The organism is Streptacidiphilus albus JL83 (assembly GCF_000744705.1).
GTDB classification, from domain to species: domain Bacteria; phylum Actinomycetota; class Actinomycetes; order Streptomycetales; family Streptomycetaceae; genus Streptacidiphilus; species Streptacidiphilus albus.
Map to the genome: position 1 here is coordinate 7,257,423 of NZ_JQML01000001.1, position 24,442 is coordinate 7,281,864.

Sequence of the window (24,442 nt, forward strand, 5' to 3'; positions counted from 1 at the left end):
GCCAGCGACCCCTGCGGAAACGCCGACCGTGCCACCCGGACCGTATCCGCCGGAATCTCCGGCAAGCCCCTAACCTGCAACGACATCGCACCACCCCCTGCGACCCCACGACAGGACAGTGGCCGCAGAAGCGATCATCCCCTCAACCATCATGCTCATGCAGCGAATTGCGCAGCAGAGTCCAGGTGGTCCGCAAAGCGGGCGAGCAGGAGGAGTTGTCACCGAAGGCGTGGAAGCGTCTGGGCAGGCCCAGCACGAACGACGGAAACCGCTTCACCCTCGACGTGGCACGCGCCCACACGCGCAGCGGAGACCTCTCGGCGGCCATGGACGAGCTGACCCATGCCCGAGAAGCGGCACCGGAGTGGCTGAGGCATCAGAACATGGCCGCCGAAACCATGCAGGAGATCCTGGGCAAGCGCAAGCGCACCCTGACGACGGAGATGCGTGAGATGGCCGCCTACCTTGGCGTCGTCGGATAGCTGCCACGCAGCGTGGCAGTTCGCAAACCAAGCGTCGCGAACTGCCCTGCTGACTATCTGGGGTGACGATCACTCAGGGGTTACGGTCGCCGTGTCCACAACCAGCGACCAAGCCGGGGGCACACGGTGAGCAACCTCAGAAGTGACGCGGACCGCATGCGCCGCCGGGAGCTGTACGACGCGGCATCCGGAGTTGAAGGCCCGAGGCTGCTGCCGTGGACCACGCCGGAAGGGCTCCCCTGCTACCTGAGCACCGACGGCAGGGGCTACCTCTCGACACTCGCCGACGGCATCGAGACGGTCCAACTCAGCATGGGCCAAGAGCTCCTGGAACACGCGCGCGACGCCCTGGCCCCTGGGGCGCGGGCCCTGTCGGACGTCGAGTACCGCTGGCTCGCCTGCCGGCTGACCGAGGCTCTGACGGACGCGCTCAGAGTCGCGGACTCACGCGGACAGCGCATCCCCACCCAGCAGGACACGACCGAGGACGAGCGGCCCGACGAGCAGGGAGCGCACTGATGGGGACGACCACCCGCTATCGGTTCCGCGAGTACACCGTCACCACCGTCGTGGACCCGGTGGCGCTGCCGACCTTCGAGGCCGTCTGCGTCACCGGAGAAGACCAGGACTGCGGAGCCGACTCCGGCCAGATGCACACCCCCGAGGAACTGACCCGCTGGATCGCCGCGCACTGCGCGCAGACCGGACACGATTCTTACGAGCGGACCACCCGCGCCACCCTCCGTGCCGAGCCCGGAGAGTGGAAGTGAGGCCCCCGAGCGCCAACGCCTCACCGAGGTCGGCGCGGGGGGTGCCGCCGAGAGCAAGTGGTCTATACCTCTGACGGCAGTAGCGACGGCAACAACCACGGACACTAGCGCACAGCCACGGACTCCGACGGACCATCAAAACGCCACTGACCTGCGAAGAAGCAGGTAGAGCAGGCCGCCGTGCCACACGTACTATGTTGTGGCGGGCGGCATCCCGATCTTGGTCCACAACTGCAATGGTCCAGAAATTCAGGACCTCGGCGCGATGACTAGCGGAACTCAGCAAAATATCTGGACCATGAGTTCACGCGATAAGGGGCTCGCGTTCGAGGAGGAAATGGGATTCTCAAATCTTCCGGCCAATCATCAGGCATTCGACCAGTTCGAGCCTGACACGGGCAATGCAATTAGCCTCAAGGCTATGGATACGGGGCTTCCCAGCTTTCAGACTAAGGGTCAGCTGTTTCAACGCCTAAAGGGGGCGGTTGACGATGCGGCCAATTATGATGGCGTTGGTCCGTATGCATTCACTGATCCGGGAAATATTGGAAGCCGATCTGTCTATGTAATCTTCAGATCTGGCACGCTAAATGAGATGCTCCTAGAGCAGATGTCCAGAGCGGTAGACTATGCCCAAGGTCGAGGGGTTAACCTCTTCTTCGGGCAGTCGAGTGGATAGTTCGGTGAGAGGAGTGGGGCATGGGGTATGACTTCCATATCACGCGAGCTGAGCTCTGGACGGAGAGCGAGCAGCAGCCAGTCACCCGAGAGGAGTGGGAGGCCCTCGCTGAGGGGAGCGCAAAGCTGGAGCGTCAGGGTTTTGTCCGGTGGGCAGATATTGGTGTTCAGTCCGTCTATGGAATCTCAAGCTCATCGGCATCCTTTTCGTGGAGACATGGGCGTGTCGTTGTGACTGGGCACATGGACGACGCCGACTGGGCTCTGGCGGAGTCGATTGCTATTTCCTTGGGGGCCAGGCTCGTTGGAGATGATGAGTAGTCCGGAGTTGTTTGCCTGAATCACGGCGGCCCCTGCCCTTGCCGAATACCTCATCCAGGCTGGTCAGGCCGCGTGTTGGTACTGATCTTTAGTGAGGTGCTTGACGATCTGTCAGGGCTGGCATAAGTCAGGTATGGGTACTTCGAGGTCGGCCCGGATGGGGCCGGTTGATCTTGAGCGGCGGCAGATGCTGGCTGCCGAGCTGTTCGAACAGGGTGTGAAGCAGGCGGAGATCGGTCGGTTGCTGGGGGTGTCCCGGCAGGGGGTCGGGCAGTGGCATGCCGCCTGGGTGGCAGGTGGTGTGGACGCACTGGTGGGGCATGTCGGCCGGGCGGCCGCGTATCTGACGCTGGAGCAGGAGGAGGCATTGCTGGCTGAGTTGAAGAGAGGGGCGCAGGCGTTCGGCTGGGAGGACCAGCGGTGGACGTTGGCGCGGATCGCCCGGGTGATCGAGGAGCAATTCGGGCCGCGGTACTCGTTGCCGGGGGTGCAGGGGCATTGCATGATCGCGAACTGGCCCGTTTTGTCGGGCTTGGTCGTGACGTGACGTCATGAGTGGCTGGCGGATGGGGCCCTGGAGAGCAGAACAGGCACGGCGCCGGTGATCATGTGGTTGTCGAGACCCATGAGAACCGAGCGAGACCGTGCCTGCCCGAACATCATCTCCTATCCCCGCGCCGCTGGAGCCACTGGCCCACGCTGCCGTCGTTCTCAGCCATGACGAGGTCGTTGACCTGCGCCGATTCCTGGAGCGCGTGCCCGATCCGCGCGGCCTGCGCGGCCGGCGCTACCCCGCAGTCGCACTGCTGACCGCGGCAGCCGCGGCGGTGCTGGCCGGTGCACGGTCGCTGGCCGCCGTCGGCGAGTGGCTCGCCGACGCCCCACAGCAGGTGCGCGCGGCCCTCGGCCTACTGCCGGACCCGCTCACCGCATGGAACCAGGCGCCCCACGCCGGTACCGTGCGGCGCCTGCTCCACCGCGTCGACGCCGATGCCCTGGACGCCGCGATCAGCGCCTACCTGCAAGCGCGCCAGAGCGCCCGGCACCCGCGAGCGCCTGGCCGACGGGTGATCGCAGTGGACGGCAAGACCGTACGCGGCTCGCGCACCTCGACAGCCACCGCGGTCCAACTACTGGCCGCGATGGAGCACCACGGCGTGGTCCTGGCCCAGCGCCAGATCAGCTCCAAGAGCAACGAGATCCCCGCCTTCGCCCCGCTACTGGAGGAACTCGACCTCACCAACGCCGTGCTGACCACCGACGCACTACATACCCAGCACGGCCACGGCCGCTACCTGATGCGCCGCGGCGCGCACTACCTGGCCATCGTCAAGAAGAACCATCCCGGACTATACGCGCAGGTCAAAGACCTGCCATGGCGAGAGATACCGCTGGAGCACCGCACCCGCGACCGCGCCCACCACCGCGAGGAGATCCGCCGGCTGAAGGTCGCCGCCTACAGCGACATCGACTACCCCGGCGCCCGCCAGGCCATCCAGGTCGTGCGCTGGCGCCGCGACCTGGGCACCGGCAAACTCACCATCGAGCGCGTCTACCTGATCACGAGCCTGGACGTCTTCGACGCCACCCCGGCCGAACTCGCCACCTGGATCAGAGGGCACTGGGGCATCGAAAACCTCCTGCACCACGTGCGCGACCGGTGCCCTTGCCGAATACCTCATCCAGGCTGGTCAGGCCGCGTGTTGGTACTCGTGGAGTATGCCGCCGAGTCGTGCTCGTCGTCGTATGTCCAGATGGGCGATTCGGCCCGGGTCTTCGATCGGAGCGGGCAGTGCGTGGAGTGGCCGGGCGTTGGCGATGCCCTGGTGTGGCCGGTGCGCGTTGTAGAACGTCTCGAACTCGCGCAGGGCGTGCAGGAGGTGGCGCTGGTCCCAGATCAGTGTGCGGTCCAGCAGTTCTCGTCTGCAGGTCTGGACCCAGCGCTCCGTGATCGAGTTCATGCGCGGTATGCGGACGCCGCTGAGCACGACTTCGATTCCCGCGTCCTTGAGCACGTCGTCGAACAGCTGGGGGAACTTCCCGTCCCGGTCCCTGATCAGGTAGCGCGCCCGGCAGCCGGAGTCCTCGAGGTCCATGACGAGGTTCTTCGCGGCTTGGACCACCCAGGACCCGGTCGGGTGCTTGGTGGCGCCCAGGATCCGGATCCGGCGGTTGGCGTGCTCGATCACGGCGAATACGTAGAGGCGGGCGCCGGTCAGTGTGACGGTCTCGAAGAAGTCGCATGCGAGGAGCGCGTCGGCTTGGGAGCGCAGGAAGTCCGCCCAGGTGCTCGATGCACGCTCGGGGGACGGCTCGATGCCGGCTTCCTTGAGGATCTCCCAGACTGTGGATGCGGCCACTTTCACTCCGAGCACGAGCAGTTCGCCGTGCAGGCGCCGGTAGCCCCAGTTCGGGTTCTCCCTGGCCAGACGAAGGACGAGGGCGCGGATCGAGTGCACGGTGCGGGGCCGGCCTCCGCGTTTGGGCCTGGACTGGGCGGCGTGTCGGCGGGCGATCAGGTTGCGGTGCCAGCGCAGTACGGTGTCGGGTCGCACCAGTAGTCGGACCCGGCGTAGTGCTTCCCGTGGAAGGCTCTGGAGAAGTGACGCGAGAAAGGCCCGGTCGATGGCGTGGAAGCGGACCTGTTGTCCGTTCAGCTGTCTTTCCAGGACGGTGATCTGATGGCGCAGAGCCAGGATCTCGATGTCCTTCTCGCGGTCGCTCATCGGCAGCAGCCGCAGCAGTGCGAACGTGTTCGTCATGCCCAGATACGCCAGTTTCAGCAGCACGACCGGTCATCATGCCGCACTCGCCGCCACCGCGCGACGGCGCCTACTCGAGCACCCGCACTCGACATCGATGGGCCATCCCACCTGCATGGATGAGGTATTCGGCAAGGGCAACGTCTTCGCGGTGATCGAGCACGCCAACCGGCGCGTCCGGATCCTCGGTGCCACCACCGCGCCCACGGCCGACTGGACCACCCAGCTCGCCCGCAACCTCGTCATGGACCTACAGGATGCCGGCAGCAGGGCCGCGTTCATGATCCGCGACCGTGACTCCAATTCACCGCCGCCTTCGACGCCTTCCTTGCCGACGCCGGGATCCGGATCGTCCTCAGCGGTATCCAGACACCGCGGATGAACGCGGTCATGGAGCGCTGGGTGGGAGCCTGCAAGCGCGAGCTCCTGGACCGGACCTTGATCTGGAACCAGGCCCACCTCCTGCACGCACTCCGTGAGTTCGAGTATTTCTACAATGGGCACCGGCCCCACCGCACACTCTGCGGCGCCGCCCCGCTGCGTTTGCTGCCCGATCCCATCTCCGAACCCACCCGACTGGATCACTTGAGCATCCGACGGAGGGATCGACTCGGGGGAGTACTCCACGAATACCAACACGCTGCCTGACCAGGCTGGATGAGAAATCGGCACCCACAACGCCAACATGCATGGAGCAAATTGGACATATTGCAATGCATGTAGTTATCATAACTATAGTTACCGTAAGGCTGGACGACTCTGGAGGACGGTTTTGTGGTTGTGCTGCCTCGCCCAGCGGAGATGTTCGATCGTGAGCGGGAGTGGAGTGCACTGTCGGCCTTCGCCACCGATGGTGCTCCGGGTGCGACATTGGGGGTGGTCTCGGGTCGTCGGCGCCAGGGCAAGACGTTTCTGTTGCGAGCCCTGTGCCAGGCGACCGGGGGCTTTTACTTCGCGGCCGAGGAGGCGACCGATGGCGAGTCGCTGCGGCAGATCGGTGCCGCAATCGCGGATCATCTGGGGTCGCCCGCGCCGCTGTCCTTCGACAGTTGGCACCAGGTCGTGGACGCGCTGCTGTCTCTGGGGCGTGGGTACCCGGTCCCGGTGGTCATCGATGAGTTCCCCTACCTGGCCCGCGCCAATCCGCGGCTGCCCTCGATCATCCAGAACGCCCTCGCACCCCTGCGCGCGGAACGTGACCAGAGCCGGGCCCGACTGCTGCTCTGCGGGTCGGCGATGTCCTTCATGGGTCGGCTACTCAGCGGCAACGCTCCGCTCCGGGGCCGGGCGGGGCTGGAACTCATGGTGCCCACGCTCGATCACCAACTCGCCGCGCAGTTCTGGGGGGTGGATGACCCGGTCACTGCGCTGAAGGTCAATGCGATCGTCGGAGGTACCCCGGCCTACCGCCGTGAGTTCGCACGCGACGACGTCCCGGCCGGGCCCGAGGACTTCGACCCCTGGGTGCTGCGTACCGTGCTGTCGCCGACCAGTCCGCTGTTCCGCGAGGCCCGCTATCTACTGGCCGACGAGCCGGACCTGCGCGACACCGCCCTGTACCACTCAGTGCTCGCGGCGATCGCCGGAGGCAATGCCAACCGCGGCGGCATCGCCTCGTACCTGGGGCGTAAGTCCAGCGATCTCGCCCATCCGCTGACGGTCCTGGAGGACTGCGGGCTGATCACGCGCGAACCCGACGTCTTCAAGGACAACCGGACCAGCTTTCGTATCAACGAACCACTGGTCACCTTCTATCACGCCGTCATGCGCCCGATCTGGTCTGATCTGGAGCACACGCGCGACGCGGGCCGCCTGTGGGAGCGAGCGCAGCGTCGCTTCACCGGCAACATCCTGGGCCCGCACCTGGAGTATGTCTGCCGGCACTGGACACGGCACTTCGCCCCTGAGCATCTCCTGGCAGACCTGCCCAACCGGGTGGGCTCGGGGACGGTGAACGATCCGGCCCGGCGCACCAGTCACGAACTTGATGTTGTGGCCTACGGTCTGGACGACGAGAACCGCTCACCGATCCTGGCCATCGGGGAAGTGAAATGGGGTGAGGTCATGGGGCTGGGGCATCTGGAGCGCCTCGCTCGGATCCAGGCACTCTTGGTGGCCCAGGAGCGATACGGCGCCGCGGACGCGCGCCTCGTCTGCTACAGCGCTACCGGTTTCACTGACGACCTCCGCGACCGGGCAGCCACCGACGCCGGCGTCGTCCTGATCGGGGCAGCGGACCTGTATCAGTGACTGGGAGCAACAGGTCCCGAATCGCAGCCGAAAGGTCACGAAGGACGCTGAACCTGCTGGGAGCGGCGGCGAACGGTGACCTAATTGGAGGGCGATGCCCGATAGGTCCGCATTGCTGGGGGTCAGGGGGTCGCAGGTTCAAATCCTGTCGTCCCGACAGTGAACGCGAGCCCTCTGGCTTGGACATAAGTCCAGGTCAGGGGGCTTTTCGCTGCCCTCGTGCCGCTGGACCCAACCGCCGACCAGGGCCGTCCGCCACCCTGCCAGGGACCAGCCAGGGACCAACAGGGTGCGCGCAGGCGCACGCAGGTCACGACGGGAGCGTTGCGCGAATGCGCGCAGAAACCCCGCCGGAACCTGCCGACAGCCTGACTCTAGACCCTTCCGGAATGCCCCGTGGGCGGCTTCCCGGAATTGAATCGACGGGGAGCCGCGCGTCAATTCCCGTGCGAGCGGAGGCGTACGCTGTAGGGCTCATTTATTCGTCGCTGCTGGTCAGGCGGCATAGCGGTACTCGTTGATCGCGCCTCCGAGTACGCGGGTGCGCAGTAGTCGGCGGTTGTGGATGTTGGTGGCGGGTGGTGTCTGCTGCGAGGTGTCGGGCGGAAGTTGCCTGCGTGATCGGTGGGGCCTGTGCCGGTTGTAGTGGTCGGCGAACTCGGTGAGGACTTTCGTGGCGTGGGACGCGTTCATGACCAGGACGTGGTCGAGGGCTTCGCGGCGTACGGTTCCGATCACGCGTTCGCAGTGGGCGTTCATCTTGGGTGCCCGTGGGACGCTGAGGAGGACTTCGGTGTCCTCGGCGGTGAAGACGGCGTCGAAGGAGGCGGTGTACTTGGTGTCCCGGTCGCGGAGCAGGAACCGGATATGTTTGCCGTGATCGGTCAGCGCGGTGGTGAACTCGCGGGCCTGCTGGACCGCCCACTGCCCGGTGGGGTGCGCGGTGACGGGGGTGAGGTGCAGGCGCCGGGTGCCGTGTTCCAGGAAGGCCATGGCGTAGAGGCGTTGGCCCAGCGCCGTGTCGATGTGGAAGAAGTCTGCCGCGACGATGCCTTCGGCCTGGGTGGTCAGGAACTCAGTCCAGCTCGGTCCGTGGCGTCGCGGTGCCGGGTCGATACCGGCTGCATGCAGGATGTTCCACACCGTGCCCGAGGCCATCGGATGCCCCAGTCGTGCCATCTCGCCCTGGATGCGGCGGTGGCCCCATCGTGGATTCTCGTCGGCCAGGCGCAGGACCAGCTTCTTCAGGGCCGCGGACGACGGAGGGCGTCCGATGCGAGTGCGGCGCGCGCTGTAGTCCCACTTGCGGGCGATCAGTTTGCGGTGCCAGGCCAGCAGGGTGCCCGGGGTGACGGGGAAGGCGCGGGCCCAGCGCTGCCGGGGTATCAGCGAGGATAGGGCGGAGAACCAGAACCGGTCCGCCGGCTCGTAGCGCACGGGTGAAGTCAACTGCCTACGCAGCACTGCGTTCTCGTGCCGCAGGACCAGCACCTCCGCCTCCACCGATGCCTCCTGCCGGAGCAGCAGCTCCGGCAGTGCCAGTAGTCCCCGAACAGCGCGATATACCAGCGACACGATCACGGGCACAGCCTCGCAGATCCCCGAGTCGCACGTATCTCACCTGCAGCGATGACTTCTTGAGCCCCTCAGGGAATGCCGAGAGGTGAGTGTGGTCAGTCCTGCCAGGCTGCGAGGAGGTCTTCGGGTCCCCAGTGGGCGGCGAGGGGGAGGTTCGCGTCGACTCCGCAGCGCGATACCGCGACCAGGGGTGTGTCGTGGTCGGCTCCGGGGACGGCGGTGAGTTCGCGGGCCAGGGCGTCGTACTCGCGGCGGCCGAAGGGCTGGGTCTCGAGCCATTTGACGGAGCCGAGGAAGTGGATCTGTCGGGCTACGGGATCGCGGTCGGCGCCGACCAGGTCGATCTCGGGGTTGTTCTGGCGGTTCCACCATCCGCCGATGGCCTCGGTGTGCGGCCAGCGGTCGTTCGGTAGGAGTCGGAGCAGTGACTCGCGGATCACGGGTTCCACGGCTCGTCCGCGCCAGCTCGTCCAGGAGGCTTCGATCCTGCGCAGGGCCACGTCTCCGCGTCCGCGTTCGATCAGGGGGATGCCGCGTTGTAGGAAGGCCAGCCAGAAGCGGAGGTAGGGGTCGGCGACGCGGTAGCGCTTGTTCTTGGTGTCGGGCTTGGTCGACAGTGGGCTGTCGGTGGCCAGGACCCGTTTCTCCAGGAGGGTGTTGAGGATCGGTGAGAGCGTGCCGGAGGCGAGTGGGGAGGCTCCGCCGGCGCCGTTGGCGATGGCGGTGAAGGTCCGCTCGCCGCTGCCAACCACCTCCAGGACCGCGCGGGAGTGCGAGGCGTCGGGGAACTCCGCGAGCAGTGACAGCTCTCCGGCCATTAGTAGCGGTGACAGGGGATTGGCTACGGCTGCCCGCAGGAAGTCGTTCCGGCTCATTCCCGGTTCCCAGGCCTGGACGACTTCGGGGAATCCTCCTGTCACCAGGAGGGCGTCCACCGCGCCGGCGGCACCCAGTCCGGTCATCCGCGCCACGTCCGCCAGGTGCAGGGGGCGGACCGTCATCTTCGCGGCCCGACCGAAGAACGGGCGTCCGTAGGACTGGAGCGCCTCCATCACCGACATGTCACTGCCCACCAGGAGCAGCAGCACCGGCTTGGTCGCCAGGTGGCGGTCCCACACCGTCTGCAGTGCGCCTTCGAACTCGCTGTCCTGTTCGACCAGCCAGGGCACCTCGTCGATCACCGCGATGCTCGGGACGTCGTCGGGAACAGCCAGGGCCAGGGTCCGCAGCGACTGGTTCCAGTCCGAGCTCTGCAGCCCCGCGACGGCTTCCCTTCCGGGCAGGCCGGACTGGGCCAGTGTCGCGGCGAACTCGGCGCGCTCGGCCACCGGATTGCGTCCGCGCGTCGCCTGGAACACGACGTAGGGTGCCCCGGAGCGGTCGCAGAACTCCTGGACCAGACGTGACTTCCCCACCCGCCGCCGTCCTGTGACGATCACCGCGCGGCCTTGGGTCCCGCCCTGCCCCAGAGTGATCTGGCGTAGCTGGCCGTTGAGCAGCTCGAGGTCCGAGGTTCTGCCTCTGAAGTCCACTCTCGCCCCTAAAACATAGTTTCGATCATACGTAGATTGAATCTTACATAAAGCTATCGTCTATTGCGAGGGCCGACAACAGCTGAGGCTGCCGAAGCGTCTCCCGCTCGGAAACACGATTTTGGCCTGACCTGCAGGCTCCCAATGCGCCGCGTGGCCTGCACCGCGTCTGAGATGATCCCTCGATGCCGTTGTCCATCGTCACCGCGCTGGTCCGAAATCTGATCTCGATACCCGCCGCCGTGCTGCTCAGTCGCGCGGCCAAGGACGCGGAGGTGCTCGCACTGCGCTGGCGCGAGGTGTTCGCGGTCACCCCCACCACGCTGCTGGCCTGGCACCGACAACTCGTGGCCCGGAAGTGGACGTTCACCCAGCGCAACCGTCCTGGACGGCCCTCGATCTCCCCCGTGGTCAAGCAGCTGGTCCTGCGTCTGGCACGGGAGAACAGCACCTGGGGCCACAGACGGATCCAGGGCAAACTGGCTCGGCTCGGCTACGCGATCGCGCCGTCCACGGTGTGGGAAATCCTGCACGCCGCCGGCATCGACCCCGCCCCGCAGCGATCCGGCCCGACCTGGCGCCCGTTCCTCACCGCCCAGGCGCATGGCATCATCGCCGCCGACTTCCTCCACCTCGACTGCGCCATCACGCTCAAGCGCCAGTATGCCTTGGTATTCATCGAGCACGGCACTCGACGCGTCCATCTCGCCGGCATCACCGCCAACCCCAGCGCCGAATGGACCGTCCAGCAGGCCAGGAACCTCACCACAACGCTGGACCGCCGCATGGACCCGTGAACCCCGACCACTTTCGTGGCAAGGCTGCGAAGTTAGGCGATCGTGGTCCTGGTCAAGGGGTTGCGCCAGTTGAGGGCATGTCGGGACATGGAGACGGGGCCTCTGGTAGAGCGGGGGATCGACCAAGATCTTCCAGCCGCCAGAGGTCCCGTTGCCCCGTCAGTCTGCCACCGCCGCCCTCGCCCGCACCGTCACCGTCGCCGAGGGGGTCTACGCCCCGGGCCATCTGGGCGAGTTGACCCAGCACGTCCCCTTCGACCTGGTCGATGCCGTACTGGAGGAGACCGGGACGGTGGAAATGCGGCTTCGGGACCTGCCCTCGCGGGTCGGGGTGTACTTCCTCCTGGCACTGGGCCTGTTTCCGCACCTGGGCTACGCCCGGGTCCGGGGCAAACTGGTCGCCGGCCTGGCGGGACTACCGGTTCCGGACCCCTCGGAGAAAGCACTGCGCGATCTGCGCCGCCGCCTGGGCCCGGCCCCGGTCAAGGAACTGTTCGAGGTGCTGGCCGGCCCGTTGGCCCAGCCCACCACGCCCGGCGTGCGCTACCGCCGACTGCGCACCGTCGCATTCGACGGCTGCAGCTCGCCCAAGGTTCCCGACGCCGAGCGCAACCGGGACTGGCCGGGCCGGATCCGCTACCGACTGGCCTGGGCCGGCTACCCCGCACTCATGCTGATGGCCCTGGTGGAGACCGGCACCCGCGGCCTGGTCGGAGCGGTGTTCGGTCCCGCCCCGACCGGCGAACCCGCCTACGCCGGACGGCTGTTGCACCTGCCCGGCAGTGACACGCTGGTGCTGGCGGACCGCAACTTCGACGGCAACAGCCTGCTGCGGGCGATCGCCGCGACCGGCTCGCAGTTCCTGGTCCGCGGCAAGGCATCGCGCCGCCCGCCGATACTGGCCAAGCTGCCCGACGGCTCGTTCCTCTCCAAGCTCGACAACCTGCCGGTCCGCTTCATCGACGCCGACATCACCGTCACCACCGCCGACGGCCACCGGATCCGCGGCCGCTACCGACTGATCACCACCCTGCTCGACCACCGACACGACCCCGCCCCCGCCCTGATCCGCCTCTATCACGAGCGGTGGGAGATCGAATCGGCGTTCTCGGCCCTGCGCCACACCCTCATGACCGGCCGCAACCTGCGCTCTACCGACCCGGTCGGCGTCGAGCAGGAGATGCGGGCACTGCTGACGCTCTACCAGGCCCTGCGCATCGCCATGGTCGCGGCCGTGGAATCCCGGCCCGGTACCGACCCCGACCGCGCCGCCTTCACCACCGCCCTGGAATCCGCCCGCGACCTGCTCATCGCCGCCCGCGGCGTCCTGCCCGACAATCTCATCGACCCGGTCGGCGACATCGGCCGCGCCGTCCTGGCCGACCTCCTGCCCGCCCGCCGACCCCGCACCAGTACCCGCCGCGTCAAATGCCCGCTCTCGCGCTACCAGTCCCGGCCCGTGGACCCCCGCCCCGAGACCACCCAGAAGATCACCACTGTCACGATCACCGTGCACGAGCCGAACGACATACCGCCCCTGACCGGCAACCAGCCAGCCCACTCATGGAGCGCCCAAGCCCGTCGGCTCCAGGCGGACCCCGGGACGCCACCGGGGTCCGCCGCCCGCACCAGCACCCGGGAACGCGTGCTCACGCTCCTGCGAACAGATCCCCAGCGGGACTGGCGAACCCGCGACATCGCCCAGACAGTGGACATAGAGGCGACAGGGTTCGACGCCTTCCGGAAGCAGATGCTCCGCTGGAGCAAACAGGGCATGATACGCAAAACCGGCCCAGGGACCTACAGGCTCACCGAACCAACCACCAGCCCTTGACACCGCCACCAACCGCTTAACTTCGCGGCCTTGCCTCGAAAGTGGTCGGGGTCCATCGGTGATCTCGCCCTCCAGCGCGGACTCCAGCACCCGCTTGGCCAGCTGCTGCAGCAGCCCTCCCTCACCGGTCAGCTGGAGCCCGCCCGCGCGGGCCCGGTCCACCAGCTGGCTGATCAACTGCTCGTCCAGCACGTCCGCCGGCGACTCGACCGAACGGACCTCTTCAACCGCCTCAACCTTGGCAGTCACGTCGCTCATCAGTGCTACTTCCATGATCGGGAGTTACACCGAAGACCGTACAGACCCCGCGGCCGAAGGCCCCCGGCCGCCGCCGGGGGCCTTCGTGTGCTTCTGGCTCAGGACCTGATCTGGACCGCGATGGCCGCAGCCTGGTTGTCGTAGAGGTTGGCCCCGCCGGGACCGAAGGAGACCCAGTAGATGTGGCCGTTGTTGTTCATCTCGACGGAACCGCTGTGACCGTTCGCCACGATGCTGCCGGCCGAGTACCAGGTGCCGTACGTCGTGCCGGTGCCGCAGAAGGATGACTGCTGCTCCCCGGCGCTGGTGTTCACGTCCCAGTACAGGACCGCGCAGCCGCTGGCGGCGGGGCCGGCGGCGATCGCGGGAGCGGCCAGGGCGACCCCGCTGGTGAGGACGCCGGCGGCGACAGCGGTCGCGGCGAGCTTGCTGCGGATCTTCATGTTCGTACCCTTTCGTGGGGCCATGGCGGGCCACCGCGCCGGTGAGCCGGGACCAACTGCGCTGTCCCGTGCCGCGCCGGTGCCAGGCGGCGTATGAGGTGGTGGACGGCGGCGCGGCGGAGGCCGGCCACCTTGGTGCTGTGCTGTGCTGTGCTGTGCTGCGCACGGGCCGGTGACCGAGTTGCGGTTCGCGGCGAGGATGGGAGCCCGCGGCCCCGTGACCCGCTGGTTCGGCGTCCAGGCACTGGTTCTGGGTCCTGCATTCCCTTCACGGCTGGCCGGTCTGTGCGGTGATTCCAGGGAACACCAGGCCAATTGACTGGCCGAATGATTCGATTGCTTTCGAAGGAACTGGCGAAGGGGGAGCGCTTGTGATCCGGATCCGCTTGGGGGCTCAGGGCCTGGGAAGCGTCAGGTTCGCGGTCTCGCCGGTGGGCTCCGCCGGGGACCTGCTCAGCGCCATCGGCTCCAGTGCGAGCACGCTGGCACCGCCATGGCGGACCAGGACCACACACGCGCTGTCCCGGCACCGACTCGGGTTGCTGGCCGTGGTCGGCGCAGGCGGTCCTCGCGGTTACGCTCCGGACTTTCTCCGGCCTGAGCCCCATGCCTTCCAGACCGACATCGACACCGCACTGCACCAGATCGCGACGACTCCTCACGACCGGATCCGCTACGAGTTGACCGCTGCCGTCGGCGGCCACTCATGGGATCCCGACTCGAGTCGCCCGGCTCCGCGGCAGCTCCTAGGGGCCCTCGACCGCGGGGAGGACCACTTCGCGCGCCGTCTCGCCGACGAGATGGCGCGGTTCTGGCACGCGGCACTGGCGCCCTCGTGGTCGGCCGTCCGGGCCCGTTTGGAAGCCGACGTCACCGCGCGGGCCTCCGACATCGCCCACTGCGGGCTCGCCGAGACCCTCAACCGTCTGGCTCCGAACCTGGAGTGGCACGACGGCGAGCTGGTCATCCACCTCCTCCCGGGCAGCGTCCATCAGCTGACGCTGGACGCGGATGCAGTGATCATGACGCCGAGTGTCTTCGTCGACCGGGCCGTCTTCTGCGCCGCGGAGCCGCCTGGTGCGCCGGACCCACGCGCTCCGCTGATCGTCTATCCCGCCGCGAAGGCCGACTGTCTCCCGTCGGCGCAGGACCATCCGCTGATCGGTGCGATGCGGCTGAAGCTCCTGGCCGAGCTGAGCCAGCCCCGTTCCACGACGGAGATCGCCCAACGCCTCTATCTGAGCCCGGCCACCGTCTCCTACCACCTGCAAATCCTCCACCGTGCCGGGCTTGTGACCCGCACACGACGGTCCCGGCATGTCCTCTACCAGCGGCTCGGGGGCACGAAGCCCGGTACTCGTTGACCGGCCCCGGGTGGGACATGGAGACGCAGCTTCGCGAAGGATCCCGTACGTTCTCCGGACAGGCGGGACAGGCGAGTGCGACAGCGGCCCCCTCGGCAGCGAGTCGACCCACGAGCGACTCCAGCGGCAGTAGGTTCCACCCATGGATGAATTCGCCCGCCCGCGTATGGCCGCAGGCGTCCTGTTCGTCAACCCGGCCGGACACGTGCTGCTCGTCAAGCCCACCTACAAGGCGGGCATGGAGATCCCCGGCGGCTACATCCAGCCCGGCGAGTCACTGGCCGCCGCAGCCATCCGCGAAGTCCAGGAAGAACTGGGCTTCACCCCCGGCCTGGGACGGCTCCTGGTCACCGACTGGGCACCCGCGCCCACCGAGGGCGACAAGCTCCTCTTCGTCTTCGACGGCGGCATCCTCACCGACGCCGACACGCCCCGGATCAGGGTCGACGGCGTGGAGATCAGCCACTTCGCCTTCCATGACCTCAGCGTCCTCACCGACGTGCTGAACGAACGCCTGGCCCGGAGAGTCCGGGCCGCGGCCCGGGCCCGGCAGGCGGACAAGCACCTCTACCTGGAGCACGGCCTGCCTCAGGATTCCTGAGCTACCGCCGCCGGGCAAAGGGTTGGCCTCCTACGAGCACATCCGCTTTGGCCGGGTTGCCTGCGGTGCCGATCCCGCACCGTGCTCATGCCATGGCCGCGAACGCGTGCCGCACGGCCACGCGATGCTCGGTCCACCAGGCCAGGAGTCTCTCGGTGGGCAGGAACAGGTGCTCGCAGGAGCGGTCGTCGCGGTCGTAGTGGAAGGCCAGCTGCCAGAAGTCCGAACGGGCCGCCCGGCCAGTACTCGTGTGCGAGCCTGCTGTTCGGCCTCGCACACACCATCTCATCGGATACTCTTCTCCCCTCGCACACAACATATATGACGGCCACTCAGACCGGGGACAAAGGTGCTGTACGACCGCGATGCTTTTCTCGACCGGGTATCGTCGCTCGTCGGACTGGCGCTCACCCGCGAACAACGCATCAAACTCCCCCACCACGACGACATCCCCCTCCTGCTGCTCACCGGCGGCCGCGGCATGGGGAAGACCGCGGTGCTCCTTCGGCTCGCCGAGGCATACGGGGGGCGCGCTCCGCGTGCCTATCTGGACCTCGCAGCTCCTCGCCGATACTCCGCCCCGGAGAACGGGCCGGTCTCCGGCGACCCGCAGTCGCCGCTACTGCGATTACTGGACGACGCGGTCTGGGAACTGGGACTGGCTATCCGGCACACCCGGCGGGTCGCCTTCACTCGCCTGGAGCTGGGGCTGCTGGCGCTGTCCCTGTGGGAGCCGGGCGATTATCTGACGGCCGACCAGGCCCGAGGGCTGCTGGACCGGGCCCGTCCCGGTGTCCGCCGGATCCTGGAGAGCGGCCGCCACGGCGATCACGTGGACGAGTGGGTCAGCGAGGTACTGGCCGAGTTGGCCGGAAGCGTCGCGCCCTTTCCGGTGGATGCCTTCGTCAAGGCGAGCGTCAAGGTCTTCACGAAGTCCGGGGCGGAGCTCGCGCACAAACACCGGGACACGGCCCTGCACTGGTGGGCCGACCACCGGCCGGACCTGCCGGGTGACAGCTACGAGAGCCTCCTGATCACCGCGCGGGACTACCACACCGGCGGGGCCTTCCGGGAGAGCGCCGAACGCGAGCTGGTCGCGTCCTTCCTGGCCGACCTCACCGACGCGCTCGGGGCGGCAGAGCACCGCTTCAACCGCATCCGGCGCCCGCTTCTCCTGCTCGACAACCTCGATGCCGCTCCGGCAGGTCACCGTTTCCTCGATCTGGTCCTGGAGAACAGATCCTCCGGCCACGGCCGCACCCACCGCCAGGACCCCCTGGTGCTGATAGCCACCGCCGCCACCGTGCCGGGCCGCCGTTCGGCCACCACCCAGCGGATCGCCGTCACCGACTTTCCGCCCCGGTGGGAATGGAAACGGACCGGGGAGAGCCCCGACGCGGGCCTGCTGGTTGTTGCGCTGACCCCGTTGTCGGTCCGGGACACCGTTCGGATCATCGACCGGCAGCTCGACGCCCAGCTCTCCGGATCCCGGGCCGCACCCGACGACCTGTTCCCGGGCACCCTGCCCCAGATCATCCACCGCCTCAGCGCCGGGGTTCCGCTGGGCCTGAGCACGCTGGCGGCCGCAGCCGTGGCCGGACTGGTCCACGGCACGAGCGAGGCCGCGCCCGACGATGGTGCGGCGTCCCGGCCCGGACACCGGTTCGACCCGGCCTCGCTGCTGGACCTGAAGGTCGTCCACCCGGCGGCGGAGCCGGTCAGCGGACGCACCGAGTCGCCCGTCGTGTCCCACCTGCTGGAGCGACTGATCCCGGACCCGGCCACCCGGTCCCTGCTGACCACCTTCTCGCCCGCACGAAGCGTCAAAGCGGCACGAGCGCTGGCCGAACGCCATCTGGAGCCGGACACACGCGCCGACGCGGTGCTGCACATGGAAGAGGTCCTGCAGAACCAGGGCTGGCGCGCCGGTGGTGGCTACTTCGTCGGCGACCGCTTCCTGCGCACTCTGCTGCTGCGAAACCTGCGCGAGCGTAACGAGGCGAACACCGCCTACGCCGAGCCCACCTGGACCGAGGTGCAGGAAACCCTGCGCGACCACTACGGGCCGTCCGGGAGCGGCCTCCTGGTCGAGCGCGAGCCCACACGCCTGTACCACTGCCTCTGCCTGGGGCAGCCGGTCCATGTGGTGGAGCGGCTCCAGGCCAGTTTCGCGACCTCCGACGCACAGGCCTGGCTGCGGGCGCTGCGCTGGATCGCCGAGGCGCCAGGTCCGGCGGGGCCGGCGGGCAGCGACCGGCGCCGCGCCTCCGCCTTCGGCGCGGACCAGCACGACCCCGCGCTGGGGCTGGACACCGTCTCCGCCGTCCACCGCTCCGTGTACCGGCTGCTGCACGCCGCCTGGTACCTGTCTGACGTACTCGTGGCACCGGAAGAGGACGTACTGGACCAGCTCGCCAGCGAGTTGCACTTCCTGTCCACGCAGCATCGCGCGGGCGCGAGGGAGCTGTTCGAAGCACGCAGGAACTGGCCGGCCGCGCTGCGCGGCTGGCGACAGGACAGCAGTTGGCTGGACGAAGGAAGTGAGCGCAGGTGAGGACCCCGTGGTACCAGTCGGTGTGGTACTGGATCACCTTCACCCCGGCCCGCAAGGCGGGGGCCGGAACGGTGGCCGTGCTGCTGGCGGCGACGCTGGCATTCGGCGGCTACACCCTCGCCAACCCCGCGCCTCCACCGCCCCCCAACCTGTCCTGCGGCGCCGGCGTGGCCCGGCCGTCGCTGGGCAGCACCGAATGTGAGGGAGTCACCGACGGACAGTACGTCTTCGCCCCCGGGCTGAAGGCCATCGAGGGCAAGATCCTCAAGCAGAACCAGTCCGTGTCCGGCGAGCGTCCGGCCACCATCGCCCTGCTGATGCCGATGACCTCCAGCGACGGATCCGTCCAGGCGGAAATCCTGCACGCGGTCGAAGGGGCCTACGTCGCCCAGTACCGGGCGGACAATCTCGACGACAACACCGTGCCCAAGATCCGTCTGGTGCTGGCGAACCCGGGCTCGGACAGTTCCGGCTGGCTGACAGTCGACCGTGAGCTGAACGCGATGACCGGTGCGCCGGACTACCTGCGGGTGGTCGCCGGGATCGCCGACAGCACCCAGAACACCCTGGCCGAGGTGCACTGGCTCACCCACCTGCCGGACCCGATCCCGGTCGTCGGCGGGGCCATCACCGCGGACACCATCGCCAACACCGCGAGCAGCCAGCTCTTCCCGGGACTGGCCAGGGTGTCCGTGACGAACACCTCCGAGGCCGCGGCTCTCGCCCGGTTCGCCAAGGTCAATCCGAGCCAGGCCATGGTGGTCGAGGACACGCGCACCGACGACGACTACATCACCACCCTCAAAAAGGCGATCAGCAAGCAGCTGGGCGCCGGGATGGCCCAGCCCGTGCAGTTCACCTCGCCCGAGGACATCTCCCAGGACGGCGACACCGAGAACCAGTTCGACCAGAAGGTCCTCAACATCTGCATGGCCGCACCACGCTTCATCTATTTCGCCGGCCGGCACGTCCAACTGCGGCAGTTCCTCAATGCCCTGGGACAGGGATGCCCCGAACGCAAGTTCATCGTCCTCACTGGGGACGATGCCTCCCACCTCGCCAGTGACAAGCTGCTGAACCCCGCGGACTTCGGAGGGATCACCCTGGAGTACGCGGCCCTTGCCTTTCCCGACGCCTGGACCAAAGCCCCGGTGCCCGCCACCGGCGGATCGACCGCCGACTACGACGCGTTCCTCAACGCGGTCAGCGCGTCGGGCCTCACGGTCGCCCAGTCGGACCTCTCCGACGGCCAGACGATCATCGCTCACGACACGGTGTGGACGGCCGTGCAGGCGCTCGATCACGCCCACGTCAGCGGCCAGATCACGCCGCCCCCGCTGGCCGCGGTCGGCCAGGAGTGGCAGAACCTGCACGCGGAACTGCGGGTCGACGGTGCCAGCGGCTGGATCTGCCTGGACAACGGCGGCAACCCATGGGACAAAGCAGTACCCATGATCACCTACAACGGCCGTACCTCGACCTTCCTCGGCATGGCCTGGCCCACCGGTGCGCCACCGGCTGCGGACTGCACCCCGCAGGCAGGGTAGCGACTGGCACGGACGATCCGGTCAGGCGGCGACACCTACCCGCGCGTGCGTGGCAGCGCAGGCGGCAGGCCACGCAGTTCCCTGGCCAGCGCCCGCAACCAGCGCTCCCGGAAGGCCGGTTCGGCCACCATCGTGCGCACCAACGCACCGCGCACCGTACCGCTGCGACCGGCGGCGACCAGGGCCCGCGCTTCGGCCAGCGCGGCCCTGTGGTCGGCCCCGTGCTGCGGGGCCAGCGACGAGCGCTGCTCGCCGTCCGGCTCCCGCTCGCGACGGTCCTCATCCAGGTACCAGCGGGCGGGCGGAAAACTGGCGGCGGTCTTGTGCTGCACGTTGCCGAGCAGGTGCCACACGCTGGCGTCGAGTGAGACGCTGGTGACCCCTGCGGCGGGCAGGTCACAGGTCCACGGCAGGTGCTGGTGCCAGCGGTAGGTGTTCGGGCTGGTGGGCTTGCGCGAGGTGATCCCGACATAGCGCAGCTTGAGGCGGACCACCGGCCACGGCTCGCGGACCTCCTCTACCCAGTCGCGGATCACCGTGTGCAGGGTGGTGAACGTCCGGCCCATCCACACCAGGTCGACCAGCGCCAGCGGACGCCCCCGCCGCGCCAGCGCCCGGGGCTCCAGCCCGGCGGCGGCCAGGTCCTCCCGCAGACGACGCAGTTCGCGCGCTGACAGGTCAGCCCGGTCCCGCGCGCAGGAGAGCGGCAGCCGCTCCAGTCGCCCCTGCCACGACGTCCCGTCAAACGCCCCACCCAGCACATCGAACACACTGTCGGCGGAACGGCCCACAAACCGAAGGTCCGCGTCCCCACTGCGCGCGACGACTTTGCCGGCGCAGTCCGTCAACGCGTTGAGGAACCACGGGTTCGGCTCGGGGACCTCGTCCAGCAGGGTGCCCAGGCGGTCCGGGCGCAGCAGGTCCCAGCGGTAGGGCCCCGGCGGTGCGGGTGATTCAGACGGGGGCATGACGTCGAGTTCACCATCCCGCCGCAGGCCGCGCATCCCGTTTTCCAGTACGCCCCCGCATCCCGCCGAGAGCCGCGTTCGTGAGCCCGCGACAAGCGGGGTAGTCGCCGCGATGAGGTCTAGACCAGTGCCACGCTGGCGATGTGGTTGCGATCGAGGTGCCGCACTACGTCGTCAGCGTACGCGTCGAGGGTGGCGGTCGCGACCGTCGCACTGTCGTCGTCCCGCCGCAGGCCGCTCAGGGCCAGGGAGCCTGACCACCCGACCACTGAGCGCGACGGCGCAACTGCTGCCCGGGAACCGCTGGAGCAGCCCCACTGAAACCTGTCCAGCGGGGCTGCTTGCATTCCGCAGTGACGACTGCCTATCCACACCTGTACGCAGCCAGCGCTACTGAACTTGATCGGGTGATGTCGGGCTGTTCGCCGGACAGCGTGTGGGTGGCTTCGGTAGTCCTGATGGGGTGAGATATCCGCAGGGCGGCGGCTTGACCGACGCCGAGAGGGCCGCGCGAGAACAGGTCCGGCTCCAGGCCGTGACTGGCTTCGAGGCCGACGAGAAGAACCGGGAGATCGCTGCCGCGTTGCGCGTCTCGGAGCGGTCGGTGGAACGCTGGCGGCTCCGGTAGCGCGAGGAGGGCCTGGCCGGGTTGGCATCGAAGGGTTCGCCGGGCCGGCCTCGACTGTCGGAGACGCAGATAGCCCGGCTGGAGCGGGAGTTGGAGCGTGGCCCGCTGGCGCATGGGTGGGCCGACCAGCGGTGGACTCTGGCCCGGGTGAAGACGATGATCGGCCGCCTGTTCCACGTCTCGTACACCGTGGAGGGGACGTGGCGGCTGCTGCGGCGGCACGGCTGGTCCTGGCAGCAGCCCGTGCGGCGCGCGATCGAGCGTGATGACGATGCGGTGGAGCTGTGGAAGCGGGAGGTCTGGCCGCGGGTAAGAGCACCGCGGCGGTGAACAACGCCTGGGTGGTCTTCGAGGACGAAGCCGGCCAGTCGATGACACCGCCGCGCGCCAGGACCTGGGGCCGCCAGGGCATCACCCCCGTCGTCCGCGTGCGCGGACGCGGCTCGGGCCGCGTCTCCATGGCGGGCATGACCTGCTACAAGCCCGGCGAGCGGTCCCGGTTGATCTACGCGATCCGCGAGTACCGGGGTCGCAAGGACGAACCGAAGGGCTTCGGCTGGAAGGACTACTAGAGCGTGTTTAGAAAGTGCGTTCACAGCCACTCGTCGATCAGGGCGACGTTGACTGTCGCCTCGTAGCGGACGGCCAACTTGTCGTACCGAGTCGCGACCGCGCGTCGGCGCTTGAGTCGGCCGATCCCGCACTCCACCGCGTGGCGCTCGCGGTAGTCGACCTTGTCGAACGTCGGCGGTCGACCACCGGCAGAGCCCCGCTTCCTACGGTTGCGGATCTGGTCCCGCTTCTCCGGAATGGTGCAGCGTATGCCGCGCCTGCGCAGGTAGGCGCGGTTCGCCCTGGACCCGTAGGCCTTGTCCGCGCGGACCCTCCTGGGCCGGGTGCGTGGTCGACCAACTCCGGTGCGAGGCACCCTGATCAGCCCCAGGACCGTCTGAAACTGCGGGGAGTCGCCCCATTGGCCAGGAGTGATCACGATCGCCAGGGGCTTCTGCCCCTGCTCGACCGCGAGGTGGATTTTCGTCGTCAGGCCTCCGCGGGAGCGACCGAGGCCATGGTGGGCCGGCTCGGTCTCGACGCCGCCGGGAGACTCCTTCTGGAGGTCCCCCTTTTACGGGCCCCGGCCGCGTGCTGATGCGCACGGCAGACCGTCGAGTCCACGGAGACGTCCCAGGTGACCAGGCCCTTCGCATCCGCCCGGGCCCGGAGCCCGACCACCACAGCGGCCCAGGTCCCGTCACGCTGCCAGCGCCGGAACAGCCCGTACACCGACTCCCACGGCCCGTACCGCTCCGGAACGTCCCGCCACGGCGCTCCCGTGCGAGTCCGCCACCGGATCCCGTCGATCAGCTGCCGACGGGAGTACATCACGGGTCGCCCCGGCCTCACGCCCACGGGCAGCAACGGTGCCAGCACGGCCCACTGTTCGTTCGTCAGATCTCCACGTCCCACGACAAGATCATCGCAGACCTTGATCTACTTTATAAACAGACCCTAGGCCGCGTCAGCGGCAGGCCGGAGAGGGCACGGAGGGTGGCGGTGCAGGGACTCGGCCGTTCAGCGGCTCCGGTCGACGCGGTCGACGAAGTCGCCGACCGCGGTGGCGAAGGCGGCGGGCGCCTCCTGCGCGACGAAATGCCCGACGTCCGGGATCGTGACCGCGGTGACGTCGCCGGCGACCTGGCGCATCGTCCGTTCGGTGAAGGGGGCGTTGATGCCGTCGACGGCGAGCACGGGAACGGTCAGCGGCCGCGACTCGGCCAGTGCCCGCATCCGGTTGCCGCCGGTCAGGGAGGAACGGTAGAGCCCCTCGGTGCCGCGCCAGCCGCCCGGCCGCGCGTAGGTGCGGGCGAACTCGTCGAGGTCGGCCTCGGTGACCCCGCCCGGCACCATCGTCATCACCGAGACGGCCCAGTCGAGCATCACTCGCTCGCGGCCGGCCAGGAACAGCTCCGGAATTCCCGGGGCGGCCAGGAATCCCACGTGCCAGGAGCCGCCGTTCCTCACGTCGGCCAGCATCTCCCAGCCGTACCCCGGAAGGGTGGTCTCGACGCCGGTGAAGCTGAGGACGTCGCCGGGGTGCGTGGCCGCGAACGCGAAGACCGGCCCGCCGCTGATGTCCTGGCAGGTCACGTGCACGGGCCCGACGCCGAGGTGGGCGACCAGCCGGTGCAGGTCCTCCGCCATGGTGGCCAAGTCGTGGTCGCCGTCGGCGATGCCGGAGTCGCCGAAGCCGCGCAGGTCGACGGCGAACACCCGGTGGGTGGCGGCGAGCAGCGGGATGACGTCGCGGAAGGCCCACCAGGACTCTGGCCACCCGTGCACCAGCAGGATCGGGGAGCCGGTGTCGCCCGCCGAGACGTAGTGCAACGTGGTGCCGTTGACCTCGGCGGTGTGGTGCGTGACGCCCGCCACGGCGGGGGAGGCGGTCACGGAAGAGCTGGTCATGCGATGACTCCCAAGATAGACAATCAGGTTGACTCCAGTGTTAGTCAACCTGGTTGTCCAGGTCAAGGGAAGATCTAGACTGTGGTCATGTCCTCACGATCCGGCGCCGATCTCGCCCTGCTGCTCCTGGGCAGCTATCGCAATCTGGTGGACGAAGTGGTCCGGGAGCTGGCGACCCGGGGATACCCCGACGCCCGGCCGTCGCACGAGTACGCGATCCGGGCCATCCGAGCCGGCGCCGACAGCGCCTCGGACTTGGCCCGCAGACTCGCCATCACCAAGCAGGCCGCGGCGAAGACGATCGCCGCGCTCGTCGAACGCGGGTACGTCACCACCGAGACCGACCCCGCCGACAGCCGCCGCAAGAACATCCGGATCACCGATCACGGGATCGGGCTGATCACCGAGAGCACGGCGATCTTCGACGAGGTGCGGGCCCGCTGGGAAGTGCGTCTGGGCGCCGCTGAACTCGCCGAGTTGGAAACGCAGCTCGCCCAATTCGTCGGCGACTCGCCCATCAACCTCGACGCTCCGGGCTGGGCGGCGGGACAGGAACTGCGCTAGTACTACAGCCGGTTGTTCACGTGACGTGATGGCGGCTGGCTCGTTACT

21 protein-coding genes and 5 pseudogenes are annotated in these 24,442 nt (G+C 68.2%); 17 read left to right on the forward strand and 9 right to left on the reverse strand.

All coding sequences use genetic code 11. The annotated features are described in order from the left end of the window. Positions 1-185: 185 nt before the first annotated feature. From BS75_RS31760 to BS75_RS47090, 7 genes and pseudogenes are all read left to right on the forward strand, one after another. Positions 186-482 (forward strand): hypothetical protein, encoded by a 297-nt coding sequence (locus BS75_RS31760; RefSeq protein ID WP_034090709.1) that lies wholly within the window; start codon positions 186-188, stop codon positions 480-482. A gap of 126 nt (positions 483-608) precedes the next feature. After that, on the forward strand, positions 609-1,001 hold the full coding sequence (locus tag BS75_RS31765) for a hypothetical protein (RefSeq protein WP_408022566.1): 393 nt from the start codon (positions 609-611) through the stop codon (positions 999-1,001). Beyond that, entirely contained in the window at positions 1,001-1,252 is a 252-nt protein-coding gene (locus BS75_RS31770; RefSeq protein ID WP_034090710.1) for a DUF7848 domain-containing protein, read from the forward strand. The genes BS75_RS31765 and BS75_RS31770 overlap by 1 nt, the downstream gene beginning before the upstream one ends. 199 nt (positions 1,253-1,451) lie before the next feature. Continuing rightward, positions 1,452-1,931 carry an endonuclease toxin domain-containing protein gene (locus tag BS75_RS48680; RefSeq protein ID WP_152646426.1) on the forward strand — a complete coding sequence of 160 codons (480 nt, stop codon included), beginning with the start codon at positions 1,452-1,454 and terminating at the stop codon, positions 1,929-1,931. Between the two features lie 20 nt (positions 1,932-1,951). After that, positions 1,952-2,251 carry a hypothetical protein gene (locus BS75_RS31775; protein ID WP_034090711.1) on the forward strand — a complete coding sequence of 100 codons (300 nt, stop codon included), beginning with the start codon at positions 1,952-1,954 and terminating at the stop codon, positions 2,249-2,251. A 157-nt stretch (positions 2,252-2,408) separates the two neighbouring features. Continuing rightward, complete coding sequence (locus BS75_RS31780; RefSeq protein ID WP_052069876.1) at positions 2,409-2,798, forward strand: helix-turn-helix domain-containing protein; 390 nt, start codon at positions 2,409-2,411, stop codon at positions 2,796-2,798. A 208-nt stretch (positions 2,799-3,006) separates the two neighbouring features. Continuing rightward, positions 3,007-3,900, forward strand: a pseudogene (locus tag BS75_RS47090) (ISAs1 family transposase); the annotation flags it as partial. 42 nt (positions 3,901-3,942) lie between these two features. Here the strand turns inward: BS75_RS47090 and BS75_RS31790 are convergent. Beyond that, positions 3,943-5,040, reverse strand: coding sequence for a helix-turn-helix domain-containing protein (locus BS75_RS31790; protein ID WP_034090713.1), 1,098 nt, complete (start codon positions 5,038-5,040; stop codon positions 3,943-3,945). A gap of 115 nt (positions 5,041-5,155) precedes the next feature. Here BS75_RS31790 and BS75_RS45040 point away from each other — a divergent pair. Both BS75_RS45040 and BS75_RS31805 read left to right on the forward strand, forming a co-directional pair. Continuing rightward, positions 5,156-5,661, forward strand: a pseudogene (locus tag BS75_RS45040) (integrase core domain-containing protein); the annotation flags it as partial. Positions 5,662-5,814: 153 nt separating this feature from the next. Beyond that, the gene (locus BS75_RS31805; protein ID WP_052069878.1) at positions 5,815-7,263 is read left to right on the forward strand and encodes an AAA family ATPase; all 1,449 of its coding nucleotides are present in this window, start codon (positions 5,815-5,817) and stop codon (positions 7,261-7,263) included. 495 nt (positions 7,264-7,758) lie between these two features. Here BS75_RS31805 and BS75_RS31810 read toward each other — a convergent pair whose 3' ends face one another. Both BS75_RS31810 and BS75_RS31815 read right to left on the reverse strand, forming a co-directional pair. Then, entirely contained in the window at positions 7,759-8,844 is a 1,086-nt protein-coding gene (locus BS75_RS31810; protein ID WP_034094172.1) for an integrase core domain-containing protein, read from the reverse strand. Between the two features lie 92 nt (positions 8,845-8,936). Continuing rightward, positions 8,937-10,373 (reverse strand): ATP-binding protein, encoded by a 1,437-nt coding sequence (locus BS75_RS31815; protein WP_034090716.1) that lies wholly within the window; start codon positions 10,371-10,373, stop codon positions 8,937-8,939. A 185-nt stretch (positions 10,374-10,558) separates the two neighbouring features. Between BS75_RS31815 and BS75_RS31820 the strand changes: the two are divergent. Both BS75_RS31820 and BS75_RS31825 read left to right on the forward strand, forming a co-directional pair. After that, positions 10,559-11,164: pseudogene (locus BS75_RS31820) on the forward strand (helix-turn-helix domain-containing protein); the annotation flags it as partial. A 157-nt stretch (positions 11,165-11,321) separates the two neighbouring features. Beyond that, positions 11,322-13,004, forward strand: a complete 1,683-nt coding sequence (locus BS75_RS31825) for an IS4 family transposase (RefSeq protein WP_034090717.1) — start codon at positions 11,322-11,324, stop codon at positions 13,002-13,004. A gap of 54 nt (positions 13,005-13,058) precedes the next feature. On the opposite strand, the pseudogene BS75_RS50795 reads toward BS75_RS31825, so the two are convergent. Together BS75_RS50795 and BS75_RS31830 are read right to left on the reverse strand one after the other, a co-directional pair. Further along, positions 13,059-13,262: pseudogene (locus BS75_RS50795) on the reverse strand (IS256 family transposase); the annotation flags it as partial. A gap of 98 nt (positions 13,263-13,360) precedes the next feature. Then, a complete protein-coding gene (locus BS75_RS31830) occupies positions 13,361-13,705 on the reverse strand; it encodes a hypothetical protein (protein ID WP_034090718.1) in 345 nt (114 codons plus the stop codon). Between the two features lie 371 nt (positions 13,706-14,076). Between BS75_RS31830 and BS75_RS31835 the strand changes: the two genes are divergently transcribed. Both BS75_RS31835 and BS75_RS31840 read left to right on the forward strand, forming a co-directional pair. Then, positions 14,077-15,069, forward strand: a complete 993-nt coding sequence (locus tag BS75_RS31835) for an ArsR/SmtB family transcription factor (RefSeq protein ID WP_034090719.1) — start codon at positions 14,077-14,079, stop codon at positions 15,067-15,069. A 142-nt stretch (positions 15,070-15,211) separates the two neighbouring features. After that, a complete protein-coding gene (locus tag BS75_RS31840) occupies positions 15,212-15,670 on the forward strand; it encodes an NUDIX domain-containing protein (RefSeq protein WP_034090720.1) in 459 nt (152 codons plus the stop codon). An 85-nt stretch (positions 15,671-15,755) separates the two neighbouring features. Here BS75_RS31840 and BS75_RS31845 read toward each other — a convergent pair whose 3' ends face one another. Then, a complete protein-coding gene (locus tag BS75_RS31845) occupies positions 15,756-15,947 on the reverse strand; it encodes a hypothetical protein (RefSeq protein WP_034090721.1) in 192 nt (63 codons plus the stop codon). 72 nt (positions 15,948-16,019) lie between these two features. Between BS75_RS31845 and BS75_RS31850 the strand changes: the two genes are divergently transcribed. Next, positions 16,020-18,224 carry a hypothetical protein gene (locus BS75_RS31850; RefSeq protein ID WP_034090722.1) on the forward strand — a complete coding sequence of 735 codons (2,205 nt, stop codon included), beginning with the start codon at positions 16,020-16,022 and terminating at the stop codon, positions 18,222-18,224. Further along, a complete protein-coding gene (locus BS75_RS31855; protein WP_052069881.1) occupies positions 18,221-19,771 on the forward strand; it encodes a hypothetical protein in 1,551 nt (516 codons plus the stop codon). The genes BS75_RS31850 and BS75_RS31855 overlap by 4 nt, the downstream gene beginning before the upstream one ends. 35 nt (positions 19,772-19,806) lie before the next feature. Here the strand turns inward: BS75_RS31855 and BS75_RS49555 are convergent, their stop codons facing one another. Beyond that, a complete protein-coding gene (locus BS75_RS49555) occupies positions 19,807-20,739 on the reverse strand; it encodes a hypothetical protein (RefSeq protein WP_052070743.1) in 933 nt (310 codons plus the stop codon). 463 nt (positions 20,740-21,202) lie between these two features. Between BS75_RS49555 and BS75_RS43565 the strand changes: the two are divergent. Next, positions 21,203-21,936, forward strand: a pseudogene (locus BS75_RS43565) (IS630 family transposase); the annotation flags it as partial. Positions 21,937-21,959: 23 nt separating this feature from the next. Here the strand turns inward: BS75_RS43565 and BS75_RS47100 are convergent. Together BS75_RS47100 and BS75_RS31885 are read right to left on the reverse strand one after the other, a co-directional pair. Then, positions 21,960-22,834 (reverse strand): IS5 family transposase gene (locus BS75_RS47100; RefSeq protein WP_408022567.1). Its coding sequence is split into 2 segments (ribosomal slippage): positions 21,960-22,457 and positions 22,460-22,834, totalling 873 coding nucleotides; the frame shifts between segments, so codons are not numbered across the junction. A 105-nt stretch (positions 22,835-22,939) separates the two neighbouring features. Continuing rightward, positions 22,940-23,830 (reverse strand): alpha/beta fold hydrolase, encoded by an 891-nt coding sequence (locus BS75_RS31885; protein ID WP_034090725.1) that lies wholly within the window; start codon positions 23,828-23,830, stop codon positions 22,940-22,942. Between the two features lie 87 nt (positions 23,831-23,917). Between BS75_RS31885 and BS75_RS31890 the strand changes: the two genes are divergently transcribed. Beyond that, positions 23,918-24,394 (forward strand): MarR family winged helix-turn-helix transcriptional regulator, encoded by a 477-nt coding sequence (locus tag BS75_RS31890; protein ID WP_034090726.1) that lies wholly within the window; start codon positions 23,918-23,920, stop codon positions 24,392-24,394. Positions 24,395-24,442: the final 48 nt, after the last annotated feature.

Bases quoted from the DNA above. Each gene is read 5' to 3' on its own strand.
- BS75_RS31890 (WP_034090726.1), top strand. From the start codon at position 23,918: ATGTCCTCACGATCCGGCGCCGATCTCGCCCTGCTGCTCCTGGGCAGC.
- BS75_RS31830 (WP_034090718.1), bottom strand. From the start codon at position 13,705: ATGAAGATCCGCAGCAAGCTCGCCGCGACCGCTGTCGCCGCCGGCGTC.
- BS75_RS49555 (WP_052070743.1), bottom strand. From the start codon at position 20,739: ATGCCCCCGTCTGAATCACCCGCACCGCCGGGGCCCTACCGCTGGGAC.
- BS75_RS31770 (WP_034090710.1), top strand. From the start codon at position 1,001: ATGGGGACGACCACCCGCTATCGGTTCCGCGAGTACACCGTCACCACC.
- BS75_RS31840 (WP_034090720.1), top strand. From the start codon at position 15,212: ATGGATGAATTCGCCCGCCCGCGTATGGCCGCAGGCGTCCTGTTCGTC.
- BS75_RS31780 (WP_052069876.1), top strand. From the start codon at position 2,409: ATGGGGCCGGTTGATCTTGAGCGGCGGCAGATGCTGGCTGCCGAGCTG.
- BS75_RS31885 (WP_034090725.1), bottom strand. From the start codon at position 23,830: ATGACCAGCTCTTCCGTGACCGCCTCCCCCGCCGTGGCGGGCGTCACG.
- BS75_RS31775 (WP_034090711.1), top strand. From the start codon at position 1,952: ATGGGGTATGACTTCCATATCACGCGAGCTGAGCTCTGGACGGAGAGC.
- BS75_RS31805 (WP_052069878.1), top strand. From the start codon at position 5,815: ATGTTCGATCGTGAGCGGGAGTGGAGTGCACTGTCGGCCTTCGCCACC.